Origin of the sequence: Porphyromonas asaccharolytica DSM 20707, from assembly GCF_000212375.1 — a bacterium.
In the GTDB taxonomy this organism is placed as follows: Bacteria; Bacteroidota; Bacteroidia; order Bacteroidales; family Porphyromonadaceae; genus Porphyromonas; species Porphyromonas asaccharolytica.
In genome coordinates, this window is record NC_015501.1 from 1072846 (window position 1) to 1090012 (window position 17167).

Consider the following 17167-nt stretch of genomic DNA (forward strand, 5'->3'; position numbering starts at 1 on the left):
TCTGATGAGACGTTTCACCATTAGATCAAAGTGCGAAGTAACAGAGGCGAGATAAGTTATACTACAATATTACAGAACAATGATATGAACAAAATATATCGCATAGCGAGTGCCACCGTAGCGATGGTACTCCTACTACTAACCATAGGGAGCTGCTCTAAGGAGAGCCAGCTAGCCCCAGAGGATCAGCAACAAGCTGGTGCAGGTCAGCTCACCTTCAAGCTCGACAACGATGCGCTACGTAGCGTTCCTGCCGAGGCATTTGAGAAGGAGGTCAACCCGGCAAGCGTTTGGTGCGTCTTCGTCACCCCGACAGGATCAAGCGCACAGACTGTCAAAGAGGCTAAGCCAGCCACTAAGGCTTCCTCGGGAGAGTATATGATTAAGGCAGACTTTGAGGGCGCAGCACAGATGTTTGTCATCGCTAACGTGCAGGATGCTCTCAAGACAAAGCTCGAGGGACTCACCACAGCAAGCACGCTAGACGAAGTGCAGAAGCTTGTTGTCGAGAACGCTTTAGGGAACAATACTACGGCTCCCGACAAGTTCATTATGACCTCAGAGCTTATGAACGTGATGCTACCCGCTGTGGGTGGAACACCTTATAAGGTCGCAGATGCTATCAAGTTAAAGCGTCTAGCAGCACGCTTTGACGTGATCAGCGAGGTGCCAGGGCTCCAACTCACGACTATCTCTGTTGCTAAGCGTGTCACCACCTCTACGCTACTCAATGTAAATGAGACCGGCACGCTAGCCACAACGGCTACCGACTATGCTGTGGCAGGTGGCAAGCAGCTACTTCATAAGATCTACAGCTACCAGAACACCAACAAGGGTGGTACGGCAAACGCAACCTCCTTCACGCTCAAAGGTAACTACGGTGGTAAGGCAATCAAAGACATCAAGGTAGATCTCAAGGATGCCACAAACGGAGAGACTATCGCTGTCCAGCGCAACTACTGCTACCGCATCATCATCAAGCCCGCAGGAGACGATGGTAAGCCAATCAATCCAGATGATCCTACTTCCGCATGGAAGGTAACCGTCAAGGTGATCGACTGGAACGAAGCCGCTGCCGACCTCGCCAACTACAGCGATGAGGATCTAGCAAATCAAGGTAGTTTAGATTTAAGCAATACGGTCAATCCTACAGGGCCGAACCTCCTCAATGCTGTCGCTGAGTACAACATTGACATCACAGGGACGAAGTTTACCACGAGCCAGACCAACGAAGCTGGTAACACCGGTTACTTCACTTGGACAGAGGCTAAGGCACTCACGATGCCTTCTGGCTATCACCTACCTACTCGCTACGAGTGGACAGCTATCCTAGGTTCTGACAACTATGCTCCCAATAATTTGATCGCTGTCTACTTCAACCAAAACGACGCTAAGAAGGATGTCTCTCTAACGGTTCAGATCCCCGTAGAGCCAAGTTCTACGGTTACAACGATGGCTTGCCTGCAGGATTACAAGCAGGTTAGCGCAGAGTCTGCTACCTATATGATCCGCTATAAGGACAACGATACCTATCGCTCAGCTTGGCGTTACTCTTGGGTAGATGGTCCTATCGCTGGTCAGAAGGCGCTAAAGATTGAGTCTGTGCCTGTCAAGGCGGGTCTAACGATAGAGCAGCTCAATAAGGATTGGTTTGCTAAGCCTAAGGTAAGCAAGTATGTCAAGACGATCTACCTGCCTACAACTGGCTACGGCTACAACCAGAATGGTTCGGGCTCTGGCCTCGGTCGTGGTTCCTACGGGTACTACTGGTCTGCCACGGAGTACAGCAGTAGCTATGCCTACGGCGTGGGCTTCAGCAGCACGTACGCGTACGTCTACAACTACAGTCAGACGTTTCGCGGCGCGGTGCGCCCCTTCCAAGGAATATAATACCCTCAACCGTAGGCGGAGCGCTACAGCGCTCCGCCCGCAACAACAGCGTCTCAGTTATGATTCTTTCGTCAATGGGTTTGGCTAGTGAGACGAAGTCTCTATGAGACGCTTCTAGTCGTATTCGAGCGGCTGCCTCGCAGTCGCTCGAATATGCATATTCCCCCCTAGCGGGTGACACGCTGATCCGCAACCCACTGAGGAAACTTGAGCCTTTACTCGAAATGCCCCCTTCCTTCTTACCTGTTATGTTAACCATTCGCGATATACTACAGCAAGAGCAGACGAATAGAGCACACATCTATCTCTATCGTCGTGGCCTATTTTATCAAGCGTTTAACTACTCGGCTTATCTCCTCTACCACTTGGTATACCCATTTGAGGTGACCTCTCTGCGTAATACGAGAATCAATAAGCGCTACTATATGGTGAGCTTCCCAGTGCAGTTGCTCTCGAGCTCCTCGGCGAAGGCAAAGTGCGATGCGCTAGCTGATAGTCAGGTGCTGCGCTACACCCCCTCAAGAAGTGCAAAAGCCACTCTCACCGAGTCGTATGATGAGTGGTGTCTTCGCTATACTCCTGTGCGTGGTAAGGGCGCCGCCACGACTCCGCCTACGTCGCCTACGTCTCCTACATCTCCTACACAAGGCGAGGGAGACGCTCCTAAAGCCTCCACGGTTAATTCGTCTCAAGAGCTGGGTGTGTGCAGTAACCTATCGGAGTTGCTACAAGATCTAGAGCAGGAGTCGGAGCAAGAGTTTCTATCCATGATCGCAAAGAGTGTCTCTTACGAATTGACGCTAGACGACAAAGCGAGTCTCTGTGACTGGCTGGTGTACTGTATCTTGAAGCTCCCCATGCAGCGTCTCTGCCCGATAGCGGCTCTGGACCAGCTCGACAAACTTCAACAAGAGCTTCGTCAGAAGCTCTCCTAGGGAGGCTGTGACGTCCAAGCCAATACATCGTCCTATCAAGCCGGACGGTCGATACGAGTACTCTTTTGTAGTACAGCGATACGAGTAATCCGCTGTAGGGGCGGATCTAAGTGTCCGCCCGTCCGCATTGGAGCGCTGTCCGCCCGTCCGCATTAGAGCGCTGTATGCCCTGAGGGCGGACACGCAGGTCCGCCCCTACACGAATCACACCAACACGACGAATCATAGCCGTGGGTCGGAGGGGCAAAGCTCCGAACGACCCACGGATGCTGGACAGCGCCAGGTCTATCGACCCCTTGAGGGTCGGACTAAACGAATCTACAGCTCTATCTAATCACTAATCCGATAGCCACGTGGAAAATCTAAAATCTCCACGTGGCTATTTTTTATTCTCCACGTAGGGAAGAAACGATTCCTCCGAAGTTTCATTTGATTCCTCCGAAGTTTCATTTCATCTCCACGTGGAGAATTTTTATTTCCTCCCTAGGAATTTGAAAATATCCACGTGGAGATGGCGCTTCCATGGTCGAAATGGTCGAAATGGCACCGGCGGAGAGTTGGTGGGGTCGAAATTTTGTTGTAACTTTGCGGTACCAAGTAAAAACGGGTCCCGAACGTGGGGCCTTCTTGTTGGGTAATTATCGAGTCTTTAGCTCAGCTGGTTTAGAGCATCACCTTGACAGGGTGGGGGTCGGCGGTTCGAATCCGCCAAGACTCACAGAACTAAGTTTGTTGTTTTAGTTTTACGAATGAACGGAGACTATCGCTGTGTTGCGGTAGTCTCCGTTTTTTTTTGATTGTTTAGAGGAGGTCTCGTTAGTGTGAACTAACAGATAATATGTCGTTGACAGGCTGTTTGGTCGGAAGAATATCTCTATCTTTGCATTGCGGGGGTTGGGTACGAGTTATCCGCCTAGCATAGAAAATGTCGAATACAATAGAGATAGCAAATGCGACGAATAGTACAAATTATATGCTTGATGCTAGTAGCTCTGTATGGAGTTCAAGCGCAGCAGATAGATGAAGCTCAAGGTGCAGTCTACGAGGAGCAGACGGGTACCCCTATACCTGCCGTTGATGTGACTTGGACTGCTGAGGGGGTCACCTCGCAGGTGCGTACTGATGCCTCGGGAGCTTATACCATATCCTATAGTGGCACGGGGCGGCTCACGGTCATCTTCAATAAGTCGGGCTACCGTGCTGAGGTTCTCGAACTGGAGTGGCCTCGTGAGGCTAACCGCCTAGAGCGTGTCACGCTCACGCCGATGCTGACGGCTAGTGATATGGCGGATCTTACGACGACGGACTTCGTGATGGGCGATGATGGCGTGACGGCTGGAGATATATCACCACTTCTGACCGCCTCGAGAGACCCTTATACGAATAAGGCGGGCTTTCAGTTTAGCCCGATGCGCTTTAGGGTGCGTGGCTACGACTCATATTACCAGTCGCAGTACCTCAACGGTATGCAGATGAATAATATGAACAATGGCTACTCCTCTTACTCCTTATGGAATGGACTAAACAATGTGACTCGTGTGCAGAATAATGAGGATGGCTTGCAGCCGATCGACTACTCCTTCGGTAACATTGGCGGAACGATGAATATCCTGACTCGTGCCTCGGGCTACCGTCCTGGTACGACGCTTACGTTCTCTGGGAGCAACCGCACCTACAACTACCGCACGATGATAACGCACGCCACGGGCATGATGCCTGAGGGGTGGGCGATCACCGCGAGTGCCTCACGTCGGTGGGGTAATCACTCTTACGTGCAGGGACAGTTTTACGATGCGTGGGGTTACTTCCTTTCACTTGAGAAGCAGTTTACCCCGCAGCACTCATTGGGCTTGGTGGTCCTAGCTGCTCCCACGGAGCGTGGTGTCGCCTCAGGTACGACGCAGGAGGTGTATGATCTGGTCGGGTCAAACTACTACAATCCGAACGTGGGCTTCCAAGGTGGTTACCTGCGCAATGCGCGTGTGCGCTCTAATCATGAGCCGATCATACAGCTGCAACACTACTGGCAGATCAATGATAAGAACAAGCTGACCACGGGCGTCGGCTACCGCTTCGGCTGGAATGCTTACTCTGCCCTCAACTGGGGCAATGGTCCTGATCCACGCCCTGACTACTACCGCAACTTGCCTAGCTACTACGGCTACATGAGCGAGACGCAAGATCCCGATATGGCGGCTTACTACGAGGAGCTTTGGCACTCAGACTGCAACATGCGCTACATTGACTGGGATCGACTATACAATATTAATAGGAACAACTATCAAGTCATTTTCGATGAGAAGGGACGTCAGATCGCCGAGGGTAACCGGAGTATCTACGTCGTCGAGGATAGACGGTCGGATCAGCGTCAGTTTAACTTCGCTACCACTTGGAATGCACTCATCAACAAGCATCTCCGCTTCGACCTAGGGGCCAACTATCGCCTGAATCGCACGGCAAACTTTAATGTCATCGCCGACCTTCTCGGCGGAGATTACTGGCTAGACATCGACAAGTACTCCGAGCGAGACTTCGCTCAGGATCCCTCGAAGTCTCAGGTAGACCTCGACAATCCCAACAGAGTGGTCGGGGTAGGGGACAAGTATGGTCACAACTACCTAGCGCACATACAGGAGGCTGAGCTATGGGGCAACCTGTGGGGACAGTCTCGTCATGTGGACGGCTACCTAGCTTTTACTGCAGGCTGGACGGGTATGCACCGCGAGGGGTTGCAGCGTAGAGGACTTTTCCCTGATAACTCCTTCGGAGACTCGAAGCATCTGAACTTCCTCAACTATGGTGTCAAGGGAGGTGTCACCTACAAGATCACAGGTCGTCACTACCTTGTAGCAAACGCCGCGTGGATGCAGCGTGCGCCCTACTTCGCAGACATCTTCGTGTCGCCTCGTACACGCAATCAGTATGTGACTGATCCACGTCCCGAGCGCATCCTGTCGGGTGATGTGAGCTACGTATTGCGCTCGCCTTTTGTCAAGGGGCGTATCACCGGTTTCTATACGCACTTCTACGACAAGACGGACAATATGAGCTTCTACGATGACGGGTACAGAGCTTTCTCTAACTATGTCTTGACAAATATCGAGTCGACCCATATGGGTGTCGAGGCTGGTATGGAGTTTAAGATCACGCCGGCTCTGACCGCTATCGCCGTCGTGAGCTACGGACAGTATCGCTATGCCAACAATCCTGACTACGTCCAGACGGTCGACAACAGTCAGAAGCTCCTAGAGCAGGATCGCGTCTACTGGAAGGGCTTCCACGTCTCTGGCACACCACAGACGGCAGCGAACCTAAGCGTCTCGTATCAGTTCCCCTTCTATATGTGGGCGGGGCTTGATCTCAACTACTTCGGGCGTAGCTTCATCAGCTTGAACCCGATACGTCGTACGGACAAGGCTCGTGCTAACCTCCCCTACGACTACGTTCGTCAGGAGGTCTTCCCAGGCGGCTTCACGCTTGATGCCAACGTGGGCTACTCGTGGCGTATCAAGTCGGGCGTCTACCTACGTCTCAACCTATCGGCCTCTAACCTGCTCAATACGAAGACCCTCCGCAGTGGTGGTTACGAGCAGCTACGTGTCCGCTACACCAAGGATGGCAAGATGATGAGACCCTTCGATAGTCGCTACTTCTATATGTACGGCACGACCTTCTTCTTCAACGCTGCACTACAGTTCTAACCCTCTTAAAACGGATGAATAGTATGACACATATATATAATAGACTCATCGTAGTGGTCGGCATGCTCGCCTTGCTGACGAGCTGTCAGTACAACAAGATCGACCCGCCACAGGAGCCAAAGCCACGACCCCTCTGGGAGCGGACGATGACGATCCAAGAGCTCAAAGCGCTCTACCAGTCGAAGCCTGTACAGGTTGTACCCGATGCGGTGATCGTCGGTCAAGTCATCTCGGACGATAGTGAGGGCAACATCTACAAGTCTATCTACCTACAGGACGAGACGGGTGGTATCGAGTTCAAGGCGGGACTCGTCAACTCGAACCTTCTCTACAAGCGCGGCTCCAAGATAGCGATTCGCTGTCACGGGCTAACGCTCGGTAAGTATGGTGGTGTCGTCACGCTGGGCAAGAACTCCACAGAGGAGAAGTACGAGAATGCCTATCTCCCCGAGCAGATGACGCCCCGCTTGGTGCGCTGTGACAACAATCGTCAGCCTCTCGTCTACCGTACGCTCACCATTCCGACTCTTTCGCCTGAGTATGCCAATACGCTGATACGTCTTGAGGGCGTACAGTTCGTCGATAGCGAGCTAGGCCAGACTTATGCCGATGCGGACAATAAGACGAGCGTCCCCGCTGTGGAGCGTCAGATCGAAGACCAGCAGGGCAACCGTGTCGTGCTACGCTCGAGTAGCTACGCGCTCTTTGCTGGTAAGCAGATTCCTCAGGGCTCTGGCAATATTACCGCCATCCTCGGTTACTTCAATGGGAAGCCTCAGCTCCTCATCAGCCTAGAGAGTGACATTAACTTCACCAGTCCACGATTTCAAACGACCAAGTAACGGAGGCTCCACGGAGCTTCGCTCAAGAATTTAAGAAACAGAGTTAGATCCAGATATGAAGACACTCAATAAACTTGCGACGAGACGATTACTCCTCGCGATCCTCTCCATCACTACGCTGCTCGCTGTAACCAGCTGTAAGGATGAGATGGACTACTATGAGCAGCCCTATGTGACGCTCTCACCGACCTTTACCGATAACACGATCCCCTTCAAGCAGAATGGTGGTACGCAGCAGCTAACTATCGAGACCAATAGACGCTTTTCGATCACTTTCGGCGAGGGAGCCGAGTGGGTCTCGGCTACGCCTATGGAGGCGACCGAGGGAACGCACCAGATCACCATCACGGCACTCCCCAATAGAGGCGAAGATGCTCGTGAGGCTCAGATGATCATCAAGACCTCTACGACACAGCACGTCTATCTCATCATGCAGCTCGGCAGTACCGGCAAGGGAATCACCTACACCTCGCTCGCTGAGATTGCTAAGCTAGGTGAGGGGCTAGACAGAAACGGCAAGACCATCGACCAAGACCTCCGCATTCGCGCTACGGTCACGACTCATGCCGAGACGAAACAGTTCCCCTTTGCTGGCTTCCACTACATACAGGACGCTGAGGGCAATGCGCTCGTCCTGACGGTGCCCAAGGGCGAAGATCCATTGAAGTTTGGCGATGAGGTAACCGCTAAGCTCAAGGGCGCTAAGATCTCTAACTTCAACGGAACCATACAGCTACAGGTCTCACACGCACAGATGTCTATCGTGCCCAACAAGCCGATCGAACCGATCGAGACTACGCTCGCTGAGGTCATCACAGGCAAGCACCCGAATCAATATGTACGTGTCAAGGAGGTCCAGTTTGTCCAGACAGACGTGCCCTTCTTTGACCCAGCTAGCACTTACTCCTCTACACGTCGTGAGATCACCGACAAGAGTGGTAAGAAGACCAACGTAGAGATTTGGAAGACAGCCACCTTCCGTGACGAGAAGATTCCATCTGGCAGCGGTAGCATCACGGCAGTCGTGACGGTCAATAAGACCTTCTTCAACCTCCGCCCTACGCTGCGTAGCGACATCAAGCTCGACCAGCCACGCTTTGATGTAGGTGGTGGCACTCAGCCCGATCCTAACACTCAGGACAACCTCTATGGCGTTGATCTCTCGCAGACGGCTCGTGCGATACCCTTTGCAGATGACTTCTCTAAGGGAGGTGAGGATAAGAAAGACTTTAAGTTGCCAGGCTGGCTCAACAAAGCCTTAGTGGGTGGACGTAAGTTCCAAAAGAGATCTTTCAGCGATGTGCACTATGCGCAGGCCAATGCGTTTGGCTCTGCTGATCCTGAGAATAAGTGTGTCCTCGTCACGCCACGCCTACAGATGAAGGCGGGGAGTAGCTATACGGTCGACTTGACTTATAGCACAGGCCATACCAATGGCGCTACGCTCACGATACAGCAGCTAGACAAGGACGGCAAGCTGGTGAAGACGCTCGAGGTGATCAATGACCAGAGCAGTCCTAGCGGTTACGGCAACCAGCACTACAAGAAGAGCTACACGATCACAGGCTCTGCCGATGCTGGCTACATAGCAGTCCTCTATGCGGCTAAAGCCCCTGACCACACCACCACCTACCAAGTGGAGGCTCTCACGGTCAAGTAGCTTCTCCTATAGCTATCTCAAGCAAGCGGAGCCTCTGAGCTTAACCTTGAGACCCTGTTCCCCCGAGCGGGGTAGGTCTCTCCGAAAGGTAGTCTCAGAGGCTCTGCCTTTTGTTATCCACTTTACTCCAAAGAGCTATGTCCTCACTTCTATATAATAGACGCTTATCTCGCCAGATGCTCCTACTCGTGGGCTGGGTGGCGCTCCTGCTCGTCGGCTGTAAGCCGCAAGGTACGTCACAGCCCGAGCTACCCACAGAGCTAGCCCTCTACGATCGTACAGGCGCTTCGATGCGGGTCGTGAGTGCTGAGCCGTTAGACTTCTTCGTGACTGTTGAGGCGCCGACTCGCTGGACGCTCACCGCATCACCCGAGACGTGGCTCTCCGTATCCCCCAGCGAGGGCAGTGCGGGCAAGCAGGAGGTGATCGTGTCAGTCTCCGCCAACGAAGGTGGGGAGCGCAAGGCACAGCTGACACTCTCAGCCGATGGCAAAAGCGTCACCTACGCCATCACCCAGCAGCAAGCGGACGGGCATACGGGTGGCAGTGGCGAGTATGGTAGTGAGACAATCCTAGGCGACGTCTCTCTCCTAGAGGCTCCTAAGCTCTCGGGGCGTAGCTCCGCTTATTATATCACCCATCGTGTAGAGCAGGGACAGCGTGTCAACTACTCCGTCGAGTATGATGTCGTCTACCACCATCCTATCTGGGTCTGTTACAGTGCCGATGAGTACACTAGCCAGCGACGCACAGGGCGCAGTGACGCTTGGAGCTGGGATCCTTTTGTACCTAGCCAGTACGAGGTGACGCAGAGAGACTTTAAGGGGTATGATCGAGGACATATCGTCGCATCGGCTGACCGTCTTTACTCCGAGGAGGCGAACGAGCAGACCTTTTATTATACGAATATGAGCCCGCAGCGACGGAACCTCAATACGGGCGTGTGGCTACAGCTCGAGCAACTAGTGCAGGGCTGGGCACGCAATAGTCGTCTGCGTGACAAGCTTTATGTGGTCAAGGGGGGTACCCTGCGAGAGGGCGAGACCATCGGCGTCACCGTGGGCGGCATCACCGTGCCGCGCTACTACTGGATGGCTATCCTGGCGCAGCGGGGTGACCACTACCAGGCGATCGCCTTCTGGGCAGATCACACCAATCCAGTTCAGGTTGATCGTCCTCGCACGATCGCTATCTCTATAGACCAGTTGGAGGAGCGCACAGGTCTAGACTTCTTTCACAACCTGCCCGACAATATTGAGACACGCGTCGAGGCGGCGCACCCCACGGACGACCTCTCGCTCTGGCCTGGCATCTAGCGCAGGTTGGCTGCTCTAGGCAGAGCTTCTAGTTCAGCTGTCGGATAGCAATCATAGACAGTGCAAAGGAGAGAAGGTAGACGGCAAAGAGGCTCTTTGGGGTGTCTTGCGGCTCTCTATAGCCTGCAATCGGTCTCGACAGATCGTCAAAAAGCTCGTCACTCCTCAATCCCCTAGACTTCGCAAATTGGGTTATTCGTATTTTGATCAAGGACCGGATTACTCAGTCATCCCAGCCGTAGCTCTTTGATAAAGTAGCTCTTGTCGTGTCTATACAGCCCGAAATGAGTACTTTTGTGGAGCGCCGTCCGCCTACTCCATGAAATTGTCTCCTACTAGCTATCCTATGCCAGCAAAGCAAATCTCCATCCTGATCCCCACACGCAACTACGACTGCCGTCCTCTCGTAGAGACTCTGCACCGTCAGCTACTTCAGGCGCATATAGATGGCGAGATCATCCTCGGCGACGACTCCTCTGACTCCTACTACGCTCAGCTCTACGACACCCTCCAGCAGGAGGGACTCATACAGCTTGTCCGCCCCACGACACATCTCGGTGCGGGACGTATGCGCAACTACCTAGCGCAGCAAGCCGATGGTGATCAACTTCTCATCATCGACTCCGATACGATGCCCGCTTCTGAGCGCTTCATCGTGGACTACCTGCAAGCAGCACATGACGATAGGGTCGTGGTAGGTGGCTTTTGCTATCCCACCGAGCGGCCCTCCAGCGACAGACTATTGCGCTATAAGTATGGCCACAAGGTCGAGACACGTAGTCTCGCCGATCGACAGGCGGCACCAGCAGATGCATTCGTCAGTATGAGCTTCATGGTTCCTCGTCATATCTTTCTAGAGGAGGGCTTCCCCACGGAGATGGGTATGGGCTACGAAGACGCTTACCTCGGCTATCGACTAGCCGAGCGGGGTGTCGCCATCACGCATATTGACAACCCCGTCATCCATGCGCTCAAGGAGACCAGCGACCAGTTTCTCGACACCACCGAGCGCTATGTGGAGAACCTCTACCGACATCGTGCCTTGCTTGCTCCCTATCCGATACGTCTCCTCCAGCTTTATCTACGGCTAGAGCGCGCTAAGCTCGTCCCGCTCTTCGGTGCTCTAGCTCCACGGCTTAAGCCCTTGCTACGGAGACAGCTCACGTCGCGTCACCCCTCGCTACGCCTTTTCGCCCTCTACAAGCTCCTCCACCTCTGCACCTTTCGAGATTGATCTTTTCACCTCCTGCGACCACTACGCTACACATCTCGTGAAGCCTTGGACAAGCACAACAAAAGCCGTGTAGCTCTGATGGCTACACGGCTTTGCTATGTTGGGGAGCCTGCTGGGGCTTACGCCGCAGGCTCGGTATAGTCAGACAGACTAGGTGAGGTCTACGGCATGTACCTCCTCAGGCGTGGTGGGCTCGGGCTTGGCATCGAGGATGTCAGCGAGAGGACCGTAGTTGTTTTCCCACTCGGTAGATGAGATACGTACGTAGGTGCTGTAGCGCTTGTAAGCGGAGCGAAGTGACTCGTTGGCTAGCTCCTCAGCGATCTCTGGGTACATCTTGAAGAGTGAAGCGTAGCGTACCTCGCCCTTGAGGAAGTCCTTGAACTTCGAGAAGTCCGGCTCCTTGCTGTCGAGTACGAAGGGATTCTTACCCTCCTGCTCACGACGTGGGTCGTGGTGCCAGAGGTGCCAGTAACCACACTCTACAGCGCGCTTCTGCTCGTTCTGAGCATTGCCCATACCACCCTTGAGACCGTGTGAGATACAGGGTGAGTAAGCGATCACGAGTGAGGGACCCTCGTAAGCCTCAGCCTCGCGGAGTACCTTGAGCGTCTGAGCGGGGTTGGCACCCATAGCGATCTGAGCTACATAGACGTAGCCGTAGGTGGTTGCGATGAGACCTAGATCCTTCTTGCGGACACGCTTACCTGATGCGGCAAACTTAGCGATAGCGCCTAGAGGTGTACTCTTAGAAGACTGTCCACCCGTATTAGAGTAGACCTCCGTGTCGAGTACGAGGACGTTGACATTCTTGCCCGAAGCGAGTACGTGGTCGAGACCGCCGAAGCCGATATCGTATGCCCAACCATCACCACCGATGATCCACTGTGAGGGCTTGACGAAGTGGTGACGCAGGTTGTAGATGTAGTGCATGTGACCCTTAGCCTCAGCATCGATCAGAGGTAGGATCTTGTAGCTAAGCTGCTGTGAAGCATCACCATCGAAGCGCTGCTCGATCCACTCATTGAGTAGCTGACGTAGCTCATCGCTAATAGGCTCCTTGCCCTCCTCTAGAACTTCCTTGACGAGGTGCACGAGGCGGTTGCGGTTGGAGCTAGAGGCGATGTACATACCCATACCAAACTCAGCATTGTCCTCAAAGAGAGAGTTAGCCCATGCAGGACCCTCGCCACGCTCATTGGTCGTGTAGGGAGTAGAGGGCGCTGATGCTGAGTAGATAGAGGAGCAGCCTGTAGCGTTTGCTACTACCTGACGAGTTCCGAAGAGCTGCGTTAGTAGCTTGACATAAGGAGTCTCACCACAACCAGAGCATGCTCCGGAGTACTCAAAGAGGGGCTGTGCAAACTGTGAGTTCTTGACGTTGGACTGTACGTCGACCATGTAAGACTTGTTGGTCACCTGATGACGCATGTAGTCCCAGTCGCACTGCTTGTCGCGAACCTCGTCGAGGTGAACCATCTTGAGTGCCTTGCCCTGCTTATTGCCTGGACAAGTGTTGACACAGTTGGCGCAACCTAGACAGTCAAGGTAGTTGACCTGAATGCGGAACTTGAGACCAGCCTCCTTGAAGCCCTTGCCCGTAGCATCGAGTAGAGCTACATTGGTACCCTGAGCCTCCTGCTCGTTGAGTAGGAATGGACGGATCGTAGCGTGAGGACAGACGAAAGCGCACTGGTTGCACTGGATACAGTTGTCCTCGATCCATACCGGTACGAGGTCAGAGACACCACGCTTCTCGGAGTCGGCCGTACCAGAGTCCCAAGTACCGTCCTCGCGACCTGCGAAAGCAGAGACGGGGAGTGTATCACCCTTCTGAGCGTTGATGACACGTACTACGTTCTGTACGAAGTCGGTGTCGCCAGCGTGCTTGACAGCAGGCTCGTCGGGTAGGTTAGCCCACTCAGCCTTGACGGGAACCTGGACAACGTTGGCACCCTCGTCGACAGCTGCGAAGTTCTTATTGACAATATCCTCACCCTTGCGAGAGTAAGACTTGACGATGAACTTCTTCATCTGCTCTACAGCTAGATCGTAAGGTATGACGCCAGAGATCTTGAAGAAGGCACTCTGTAGGATCGTGTTCGTACGGTTGCCTAGACCAATGCGCTGAGCGATCTCGGTAGCGTTGATCATATAGAAGGAGATCTCGTTCTCAGCGAGGTAACGCTTGATGTGGTTAGGTAGGTGCTCCTCGATGCTGTCTAGATCCCAAACAGAGTTGAGGAGGAACGTACCGCCCTTGCGAAGTCCTGCGAGGACATCGTACATGCGTAGGTAAGCAGGCACGTGGCAAGCGACGAAGTTGGGGCGTACGACTAGATATGTACTACGGATGGGCTGATCGCCAAAGCGTAGGTGAGAGGCGGTAAAGCCTCCGCTCTTCTTAGAGTCGTATGCGAAGTAAGCCTGGCAGTACTTGTTGGTGTTTTCGCCAATGATCTTGACGGAGTTCTTGTTAGCACCGACCGTACCGTCAGCACCTAGTCCGAAGAACTTAGCCTCGTATGCATCGCTCTCGAGCTCGACCTCCTTGCCTAGGGGTAGAGACTTGAAGGTCACATCGTCGACGATACCAACGGTGAACTGATCCTTCGGCTCGTTCATCGCTAGATTGTCAAAGACGGCGATGATCTGAGCAGGTGTCGTGTCCTTGCTCGATAGACCATAGCGACCGCCTACGACTAGGGGTGCGTTGGGCTGTGTGTAGAGAGCGTTCTTGACATCAAGGTAAAGTGGATCACCAGCAGCTCCTGGCTCCTTGGTGCGGTCGAGGACAGCGATACGCTTGACGCTCTTGGGCAGTGCACCGAGGAAGTGCTCTACGCTAAATGGACGATAGAGGTGTACGGCTACAAGTCCTACCTTCTTGCCCTGAGCGCGTAGGTAGTCGATAGACTCGCGGATGGTCTCTGTGACAGATCCCATAGCGATGACGACGTGCTCAGCCTCGGGATCTCCGTAGTAGTCGAAGAGGTGGTAGTGACGTCCCGTGATATTAGCTAGCTGATCCATATATTCCTGTACGATAGCGGGGACTGCATCGTAGAAGGAGTTGGAAGCCTCACGAGCCTGGAAGAAGATGTCGCCGTTCTGAGCAGTACCACGTACTACAGGAGCATGCGCACTGAGTGCACGCTCACGGAACTGACGCAGAGCCTTCTGGTCGATGAGTGGCTCGAGATCCTCGTTAGAGAAGTACTCGATCTTCTGGATCTCGTGTGATGTACGGAAGCCGTCGAAGAAGTGGATGAAAGGTACGCGGCTCTTGATCGCTGTGAGGTGTGCTACAGCAGCGAGGTCCATGACCTCCTGTACAGAACCCGTGCAGAGCTGTGCGAGACCCGTCATACGAGCACTCATCACGTCCTGGTGATCACCAAAGATAGAGAGCGCTTGTGAAGCGATCGTACGAGCAGCTACGTGGTAGACACCTGGGAGTAGCTCACCAGCTACTTTGTACATATTAGGAAGCATCAGGAGCAGTCCCTGAGATGCGGTAAAGGTGACACCGAGAGCACCAGCCTGTAGAGCACCGTGCATAGCGCCAGCAGCACCAGCCTCGCTCTGCATCTCCTGTACCTCGACGATCTCTCCGAAGATGTTCTTGCGCTTTGCAGCTGCCCACTCATCGACATACTCCGCCATCGTGGAGGAGGGGGTGATAGGGTAGATAGCAGCTACCTCGCTAAACATGTAGGCGACGTGTGCGGCCGCTTGGTTGCCGTCACAGGTCATTGTCTTTTTAGTTGGATTAGCCATTTCTATATATTGATATTCCTTGTGTGTTGTTGTTAGTAAGTTGCTTTAGTAGATAAAGCCGAAGAGCCATAGCGGGATGACATTGTCATGTCCCATGGGGATGCCTTGCACTGCGTAGTAGCGGTCGGGACGATAGCGCCCGCCCAGCTCCTTGTCAATGCGAAATTCATAAGTTTCGTCCAGGACGAAGTGTACCTGTGCCCGCCCCCCTGCATTGACTTGGTGTGCATGATGTAAGTGCGTCAGGAAGAAGGTGGAGTAAAGCTCAGGACTGGTCACAGGCTCGGGGACGAGTGCGTAGCCTATGTTGGTGTTTTGTAGATAGCACATAGCCGGCTTGCGTGTGGTCGCCTCGGAGCCTACACGGTATAGCTGCGTGACGAGACCCGCATCTGAGAGGATGTGCATATAGTTGGAGATGGTAGCGCGTGAGGCGCTGATCATCTGCGAGAGCTGAGAGATATTTGGCGAGGTGGGTGTCGTGCGACCCAGCTCGTAGAGTAGCCTGCGCAGCTTGGGTAGGAGACGCTGGTCGAGGTTGCGTAGGAAGCTCACATCGACCTCCAGCATCATGTTGATGTTTTTCAGCAGATTCTCTGAGTAGTTGCGATCCTCGAGGAAGAAGGGGTAGTAGCCGTGATGCGTATAGTCCGCCAAGTAGTTGAGCGGATTGACCATTCCCATGATCTCGCGAGAGATGGTCTCGTGATCCTTCAGTATCTCCTCTAGCGTGACTTGCGGGAGGTTGAGTCCCGTCTTGAGCTGTATGAACTCACGGAGCGAAAAGCCATCTAGCCTATAGACAGCTCCTGGCAGCTGCTCCTCGATGGGAAGCGCCGAGTCGTACTGTACGATCGATGTGGTGTAGATAATCTGCAGGTCGGGCATCAGACGCATACAAGCCAGCAGATCTTCGTGCCACGAGGGGTACTTATATATCTGGTCTAGCAGCAGATGTCGCCCGCCATGGTCGTAAAAGGTCTTAGCAAAGTCTACAAGCGTCTCACTCGTAAAGAGGAAGTTGTTGAGATTGACATAGAGACACTTCCTATTGAGCGACCCAAAAGTCCTCGCAGCGTAGTCCAGGAGGAAGGTGGTCTTGCCCACGCCACGACAGCCATAGATGCCGATCAGCGGGGCGGAGAAGTCAATCTCGCCAAAGAGGCTACGCTGTATCGGATTGCTCAGGTTGCGCAGCAGGTAATCGTGTGTTCTATAGAGTGCCTCCACTACTTTATCTTGATGCTTGGACTAGATACCTATATCTTGGTATGGCAAAGGTACGCAAACTTCTTTAATTGACAAGTGCTCTTGGCAAAAATCTTAGCAAAACGAGTGAACTGCCCCATTCAGATGACAAGTAACCCTCCATAGACTAGCAAGGAGTAGGCACCACTTACCACTTGATACTGAGTAAACAAGCAGTTTCACTAGAGGCTCGCGGTTGTAATGTGATCTTGTCGATAGTTGAGGTGACTTGTAGCCGAGTGTCATTGCTTTCGACAAGTAACGCTGGCATCTCCACGTGGAAAATTCGAATTTGCCACGTGGGGATTTTTTATTTTCCACGTGGAGGAGCAGTAGCACAGCAAGACAAGCAATCCGATGTAGGGACACCCTCTCGCTAGATACTGATCGAGCGTCCCTATAAATATTGGTGTTACAGCGTCTGATGGCTGAACTTTTCGTGTTGATGTGGTTTGTGTAGGGGCGGACCTGCGTGTCCGCCCATATGGCATACAACGCTCTGACGAGAACGGGCGGACACATAGGTCCGCCCCTACAGTGGGTTATTCGTCTCGCTTTGAC

The 17167-nt window shown here is 53.3% G+C and carries 9 protein-coding genes and 1 tRNA gene; 8 read left to right on the forward strand and 2 right to left on the reverse strand.

The window, feature by feature from the left end:
- Positions 1 to 84: 84 nt before the first annotated feature.
- The 8 genes from PORAS_RS04295 (at position 85) to PORAS_RS04335 (ending at position 11578) form a co-directional block, all read left to right on the forward strand.
- Complete coding sequence (locus PORAS_RS04295; RefSeq protein ID WP_013760305.1) at positions 85 to 1890, forward strand: hypothetical protein; 1806 nt, start codon at positions 85 to 87, stop codon at positions 1888 to 1890.
- A 248-nt stretch (positions 1891 to 2138) separates the two neighbouring features.
- Positions 2139 to 2825, forward strand: coding sequence for a hypothetical protein (locus PORAS_RS04300; protein WP_013760306.1), 687 nt, complete (start codon positions 2139 to 2141; stop codon positions 2823 to 2825).
- A gap of 643 nt (positions 2826 to 3468) precedes the next feature.
- Positions 3469 to 3543 (forward strand) — tRNA-Val (locus PORAS_RS04305).
- A 232-nt stretch (positions 3544 to 3775) separates the two neighbouring features.
- The gene (locus PORAS_RS04310; RefSeq protein ID WP_044211314.1) at positions 3776 to 6526 is read left to right on the forward strand and encodes a TonB-dependent receptor; all 2751 of its coding nucleotides are present in this window, start codon (positions 3776 to 3778) and stop codon (positions 6524 to 6526) included.
- Between the two features lie 23 nt (positions 6527 to 6549).
- Entirely contained in the window at positions 6550 to 7368 is an 819-nt protein-coding gene (locus PORAS_RS04315; RefSeq protein WP_013760308.1) for a DUF5689 domain-containing protein, read from the forward strand.
- 55 nt (positions 7369 to 7423) lie between these two features.
- Positions 7424 to 9028 carry a DUF5689 domain-containing protein gene (locus tag PORAS_RS04320; protein ID WP_013760309.1) on the forward strand — a complete coding sequence of 535 codons (1605 nt, stop codon included), beginning with the start codon at positions 7424 to 7426 and terminating at the stop codon, positions 9026 to 9028.
- Positions 9029 to 9165: 137 nt separating this feature from the next.
- Positions 9166 to 10344: a DNA/RNA non-specific endonuclease gene (locus PORAS_RS04325; RefSeq protein WP_013760310.1), complete on the forward strand. Its 1179-nt coding sequence runs from the start codon at positions 9166 to 9168 to the stop codon at positions 10342 to 10344.
- A 346-nt stretch (positions 10345 to 10690) separates the two neighbouring features.
- On the forward strand, positions 10691 to 11578 hold the full coding sequence (locus tag PORAS_RS04335; protein ID WP_013760311.1) for a glycosyltransferase family 2 protein: 888 nt from the start codon (positions 10691 to 10693) through the stop codon (positions 11576 to 11578).
- Between the two features lie 150 nt (positions 11579 to 11728).
- On the opposite strand, the gene nifJ is transcribed toward PORAS_RS04335, so the two are convergent.
- Positions 11729 to 15358: a pyruvate:ferredoxin (flavodoxin) oxidoreductase gene (gene nifJ, locus PORAS_RS04340; protein WP_013760312.1), complete on the reverse strand. Its 3630-nt coding sequence runs from the start codon at positions 15356 to 15358 to the stop codon at positions 11729 to 11731.
- Between the two features lie 45 nt (positions 15359 to 15403).
- Positions 15404 to 16588, reverse strand: a complete 1185-nt coding sequence (locus PORAS_RS04345) for an AAA family ATPase (protein WP_013760313.1) — start codon at positions 16586 to 16588, stop codon at positions 15404 to 15406.
- Positions 16589 to 17167: the final 579 nt, after the last annotated feature.

Bases quoted from the DNA above. Each gene is read 5' to 3' on its own strand.
- PORAS_RS04320 (WP_013760309.1), top strand. From the start codon at position 7,424: ATGAAGACACTCAATAAACTTGCGACGAGACGATTACTCCTCGCGATC.
- PORAS_RS04315 (WP_013760308.1), top strand. From the start codon at position 6,550: ATGACACATATATATAATAGACTCATCGTAGTGGTCGGCATGCTCGCC.
- PORAS_RS04300 (WP_013760306.1), top strand. From the start codon at position 2,139: ATGTTAACCATTCGCGATATACTACAGCAAGAGCAGACGAATAGAGCA.
- PORAS_RS04335 (WP_013760311.1), top strand. From the start codon at position 10,691: ATGCCAGCAAAGCAAATCTCCATCCTGATCCCCACACGCAACTACGAC.
- PORAS_RS04295 (WP_013760305.1), top strand. From the start codon at position 85: ATGAACAAAATATATCGCATAGCGAGTGCCACCGTAGCGATGGTACTC.
- nifJ (WP_013760312.1), bottom strand. From the start codon at position 15,358: ATGGCTAATCCAACTAAAAAGACAATGACCTGTGACGGCAACCAAGCG.
- PORAS_RS04325 (WP_013760310.1), top strand. From the start codon at position 9,166: ATGTCCTCACTTCTATATAATAGACGCTTATCTCGCCAGATGCTCCTA.
- PORAS_RS04310 (WP_044211314.1), top strand. From the start codon at position 3,776: ATGCGACGAATAGTACAAATTATATGCTTGATGCTAGTAGCTCTGTAT.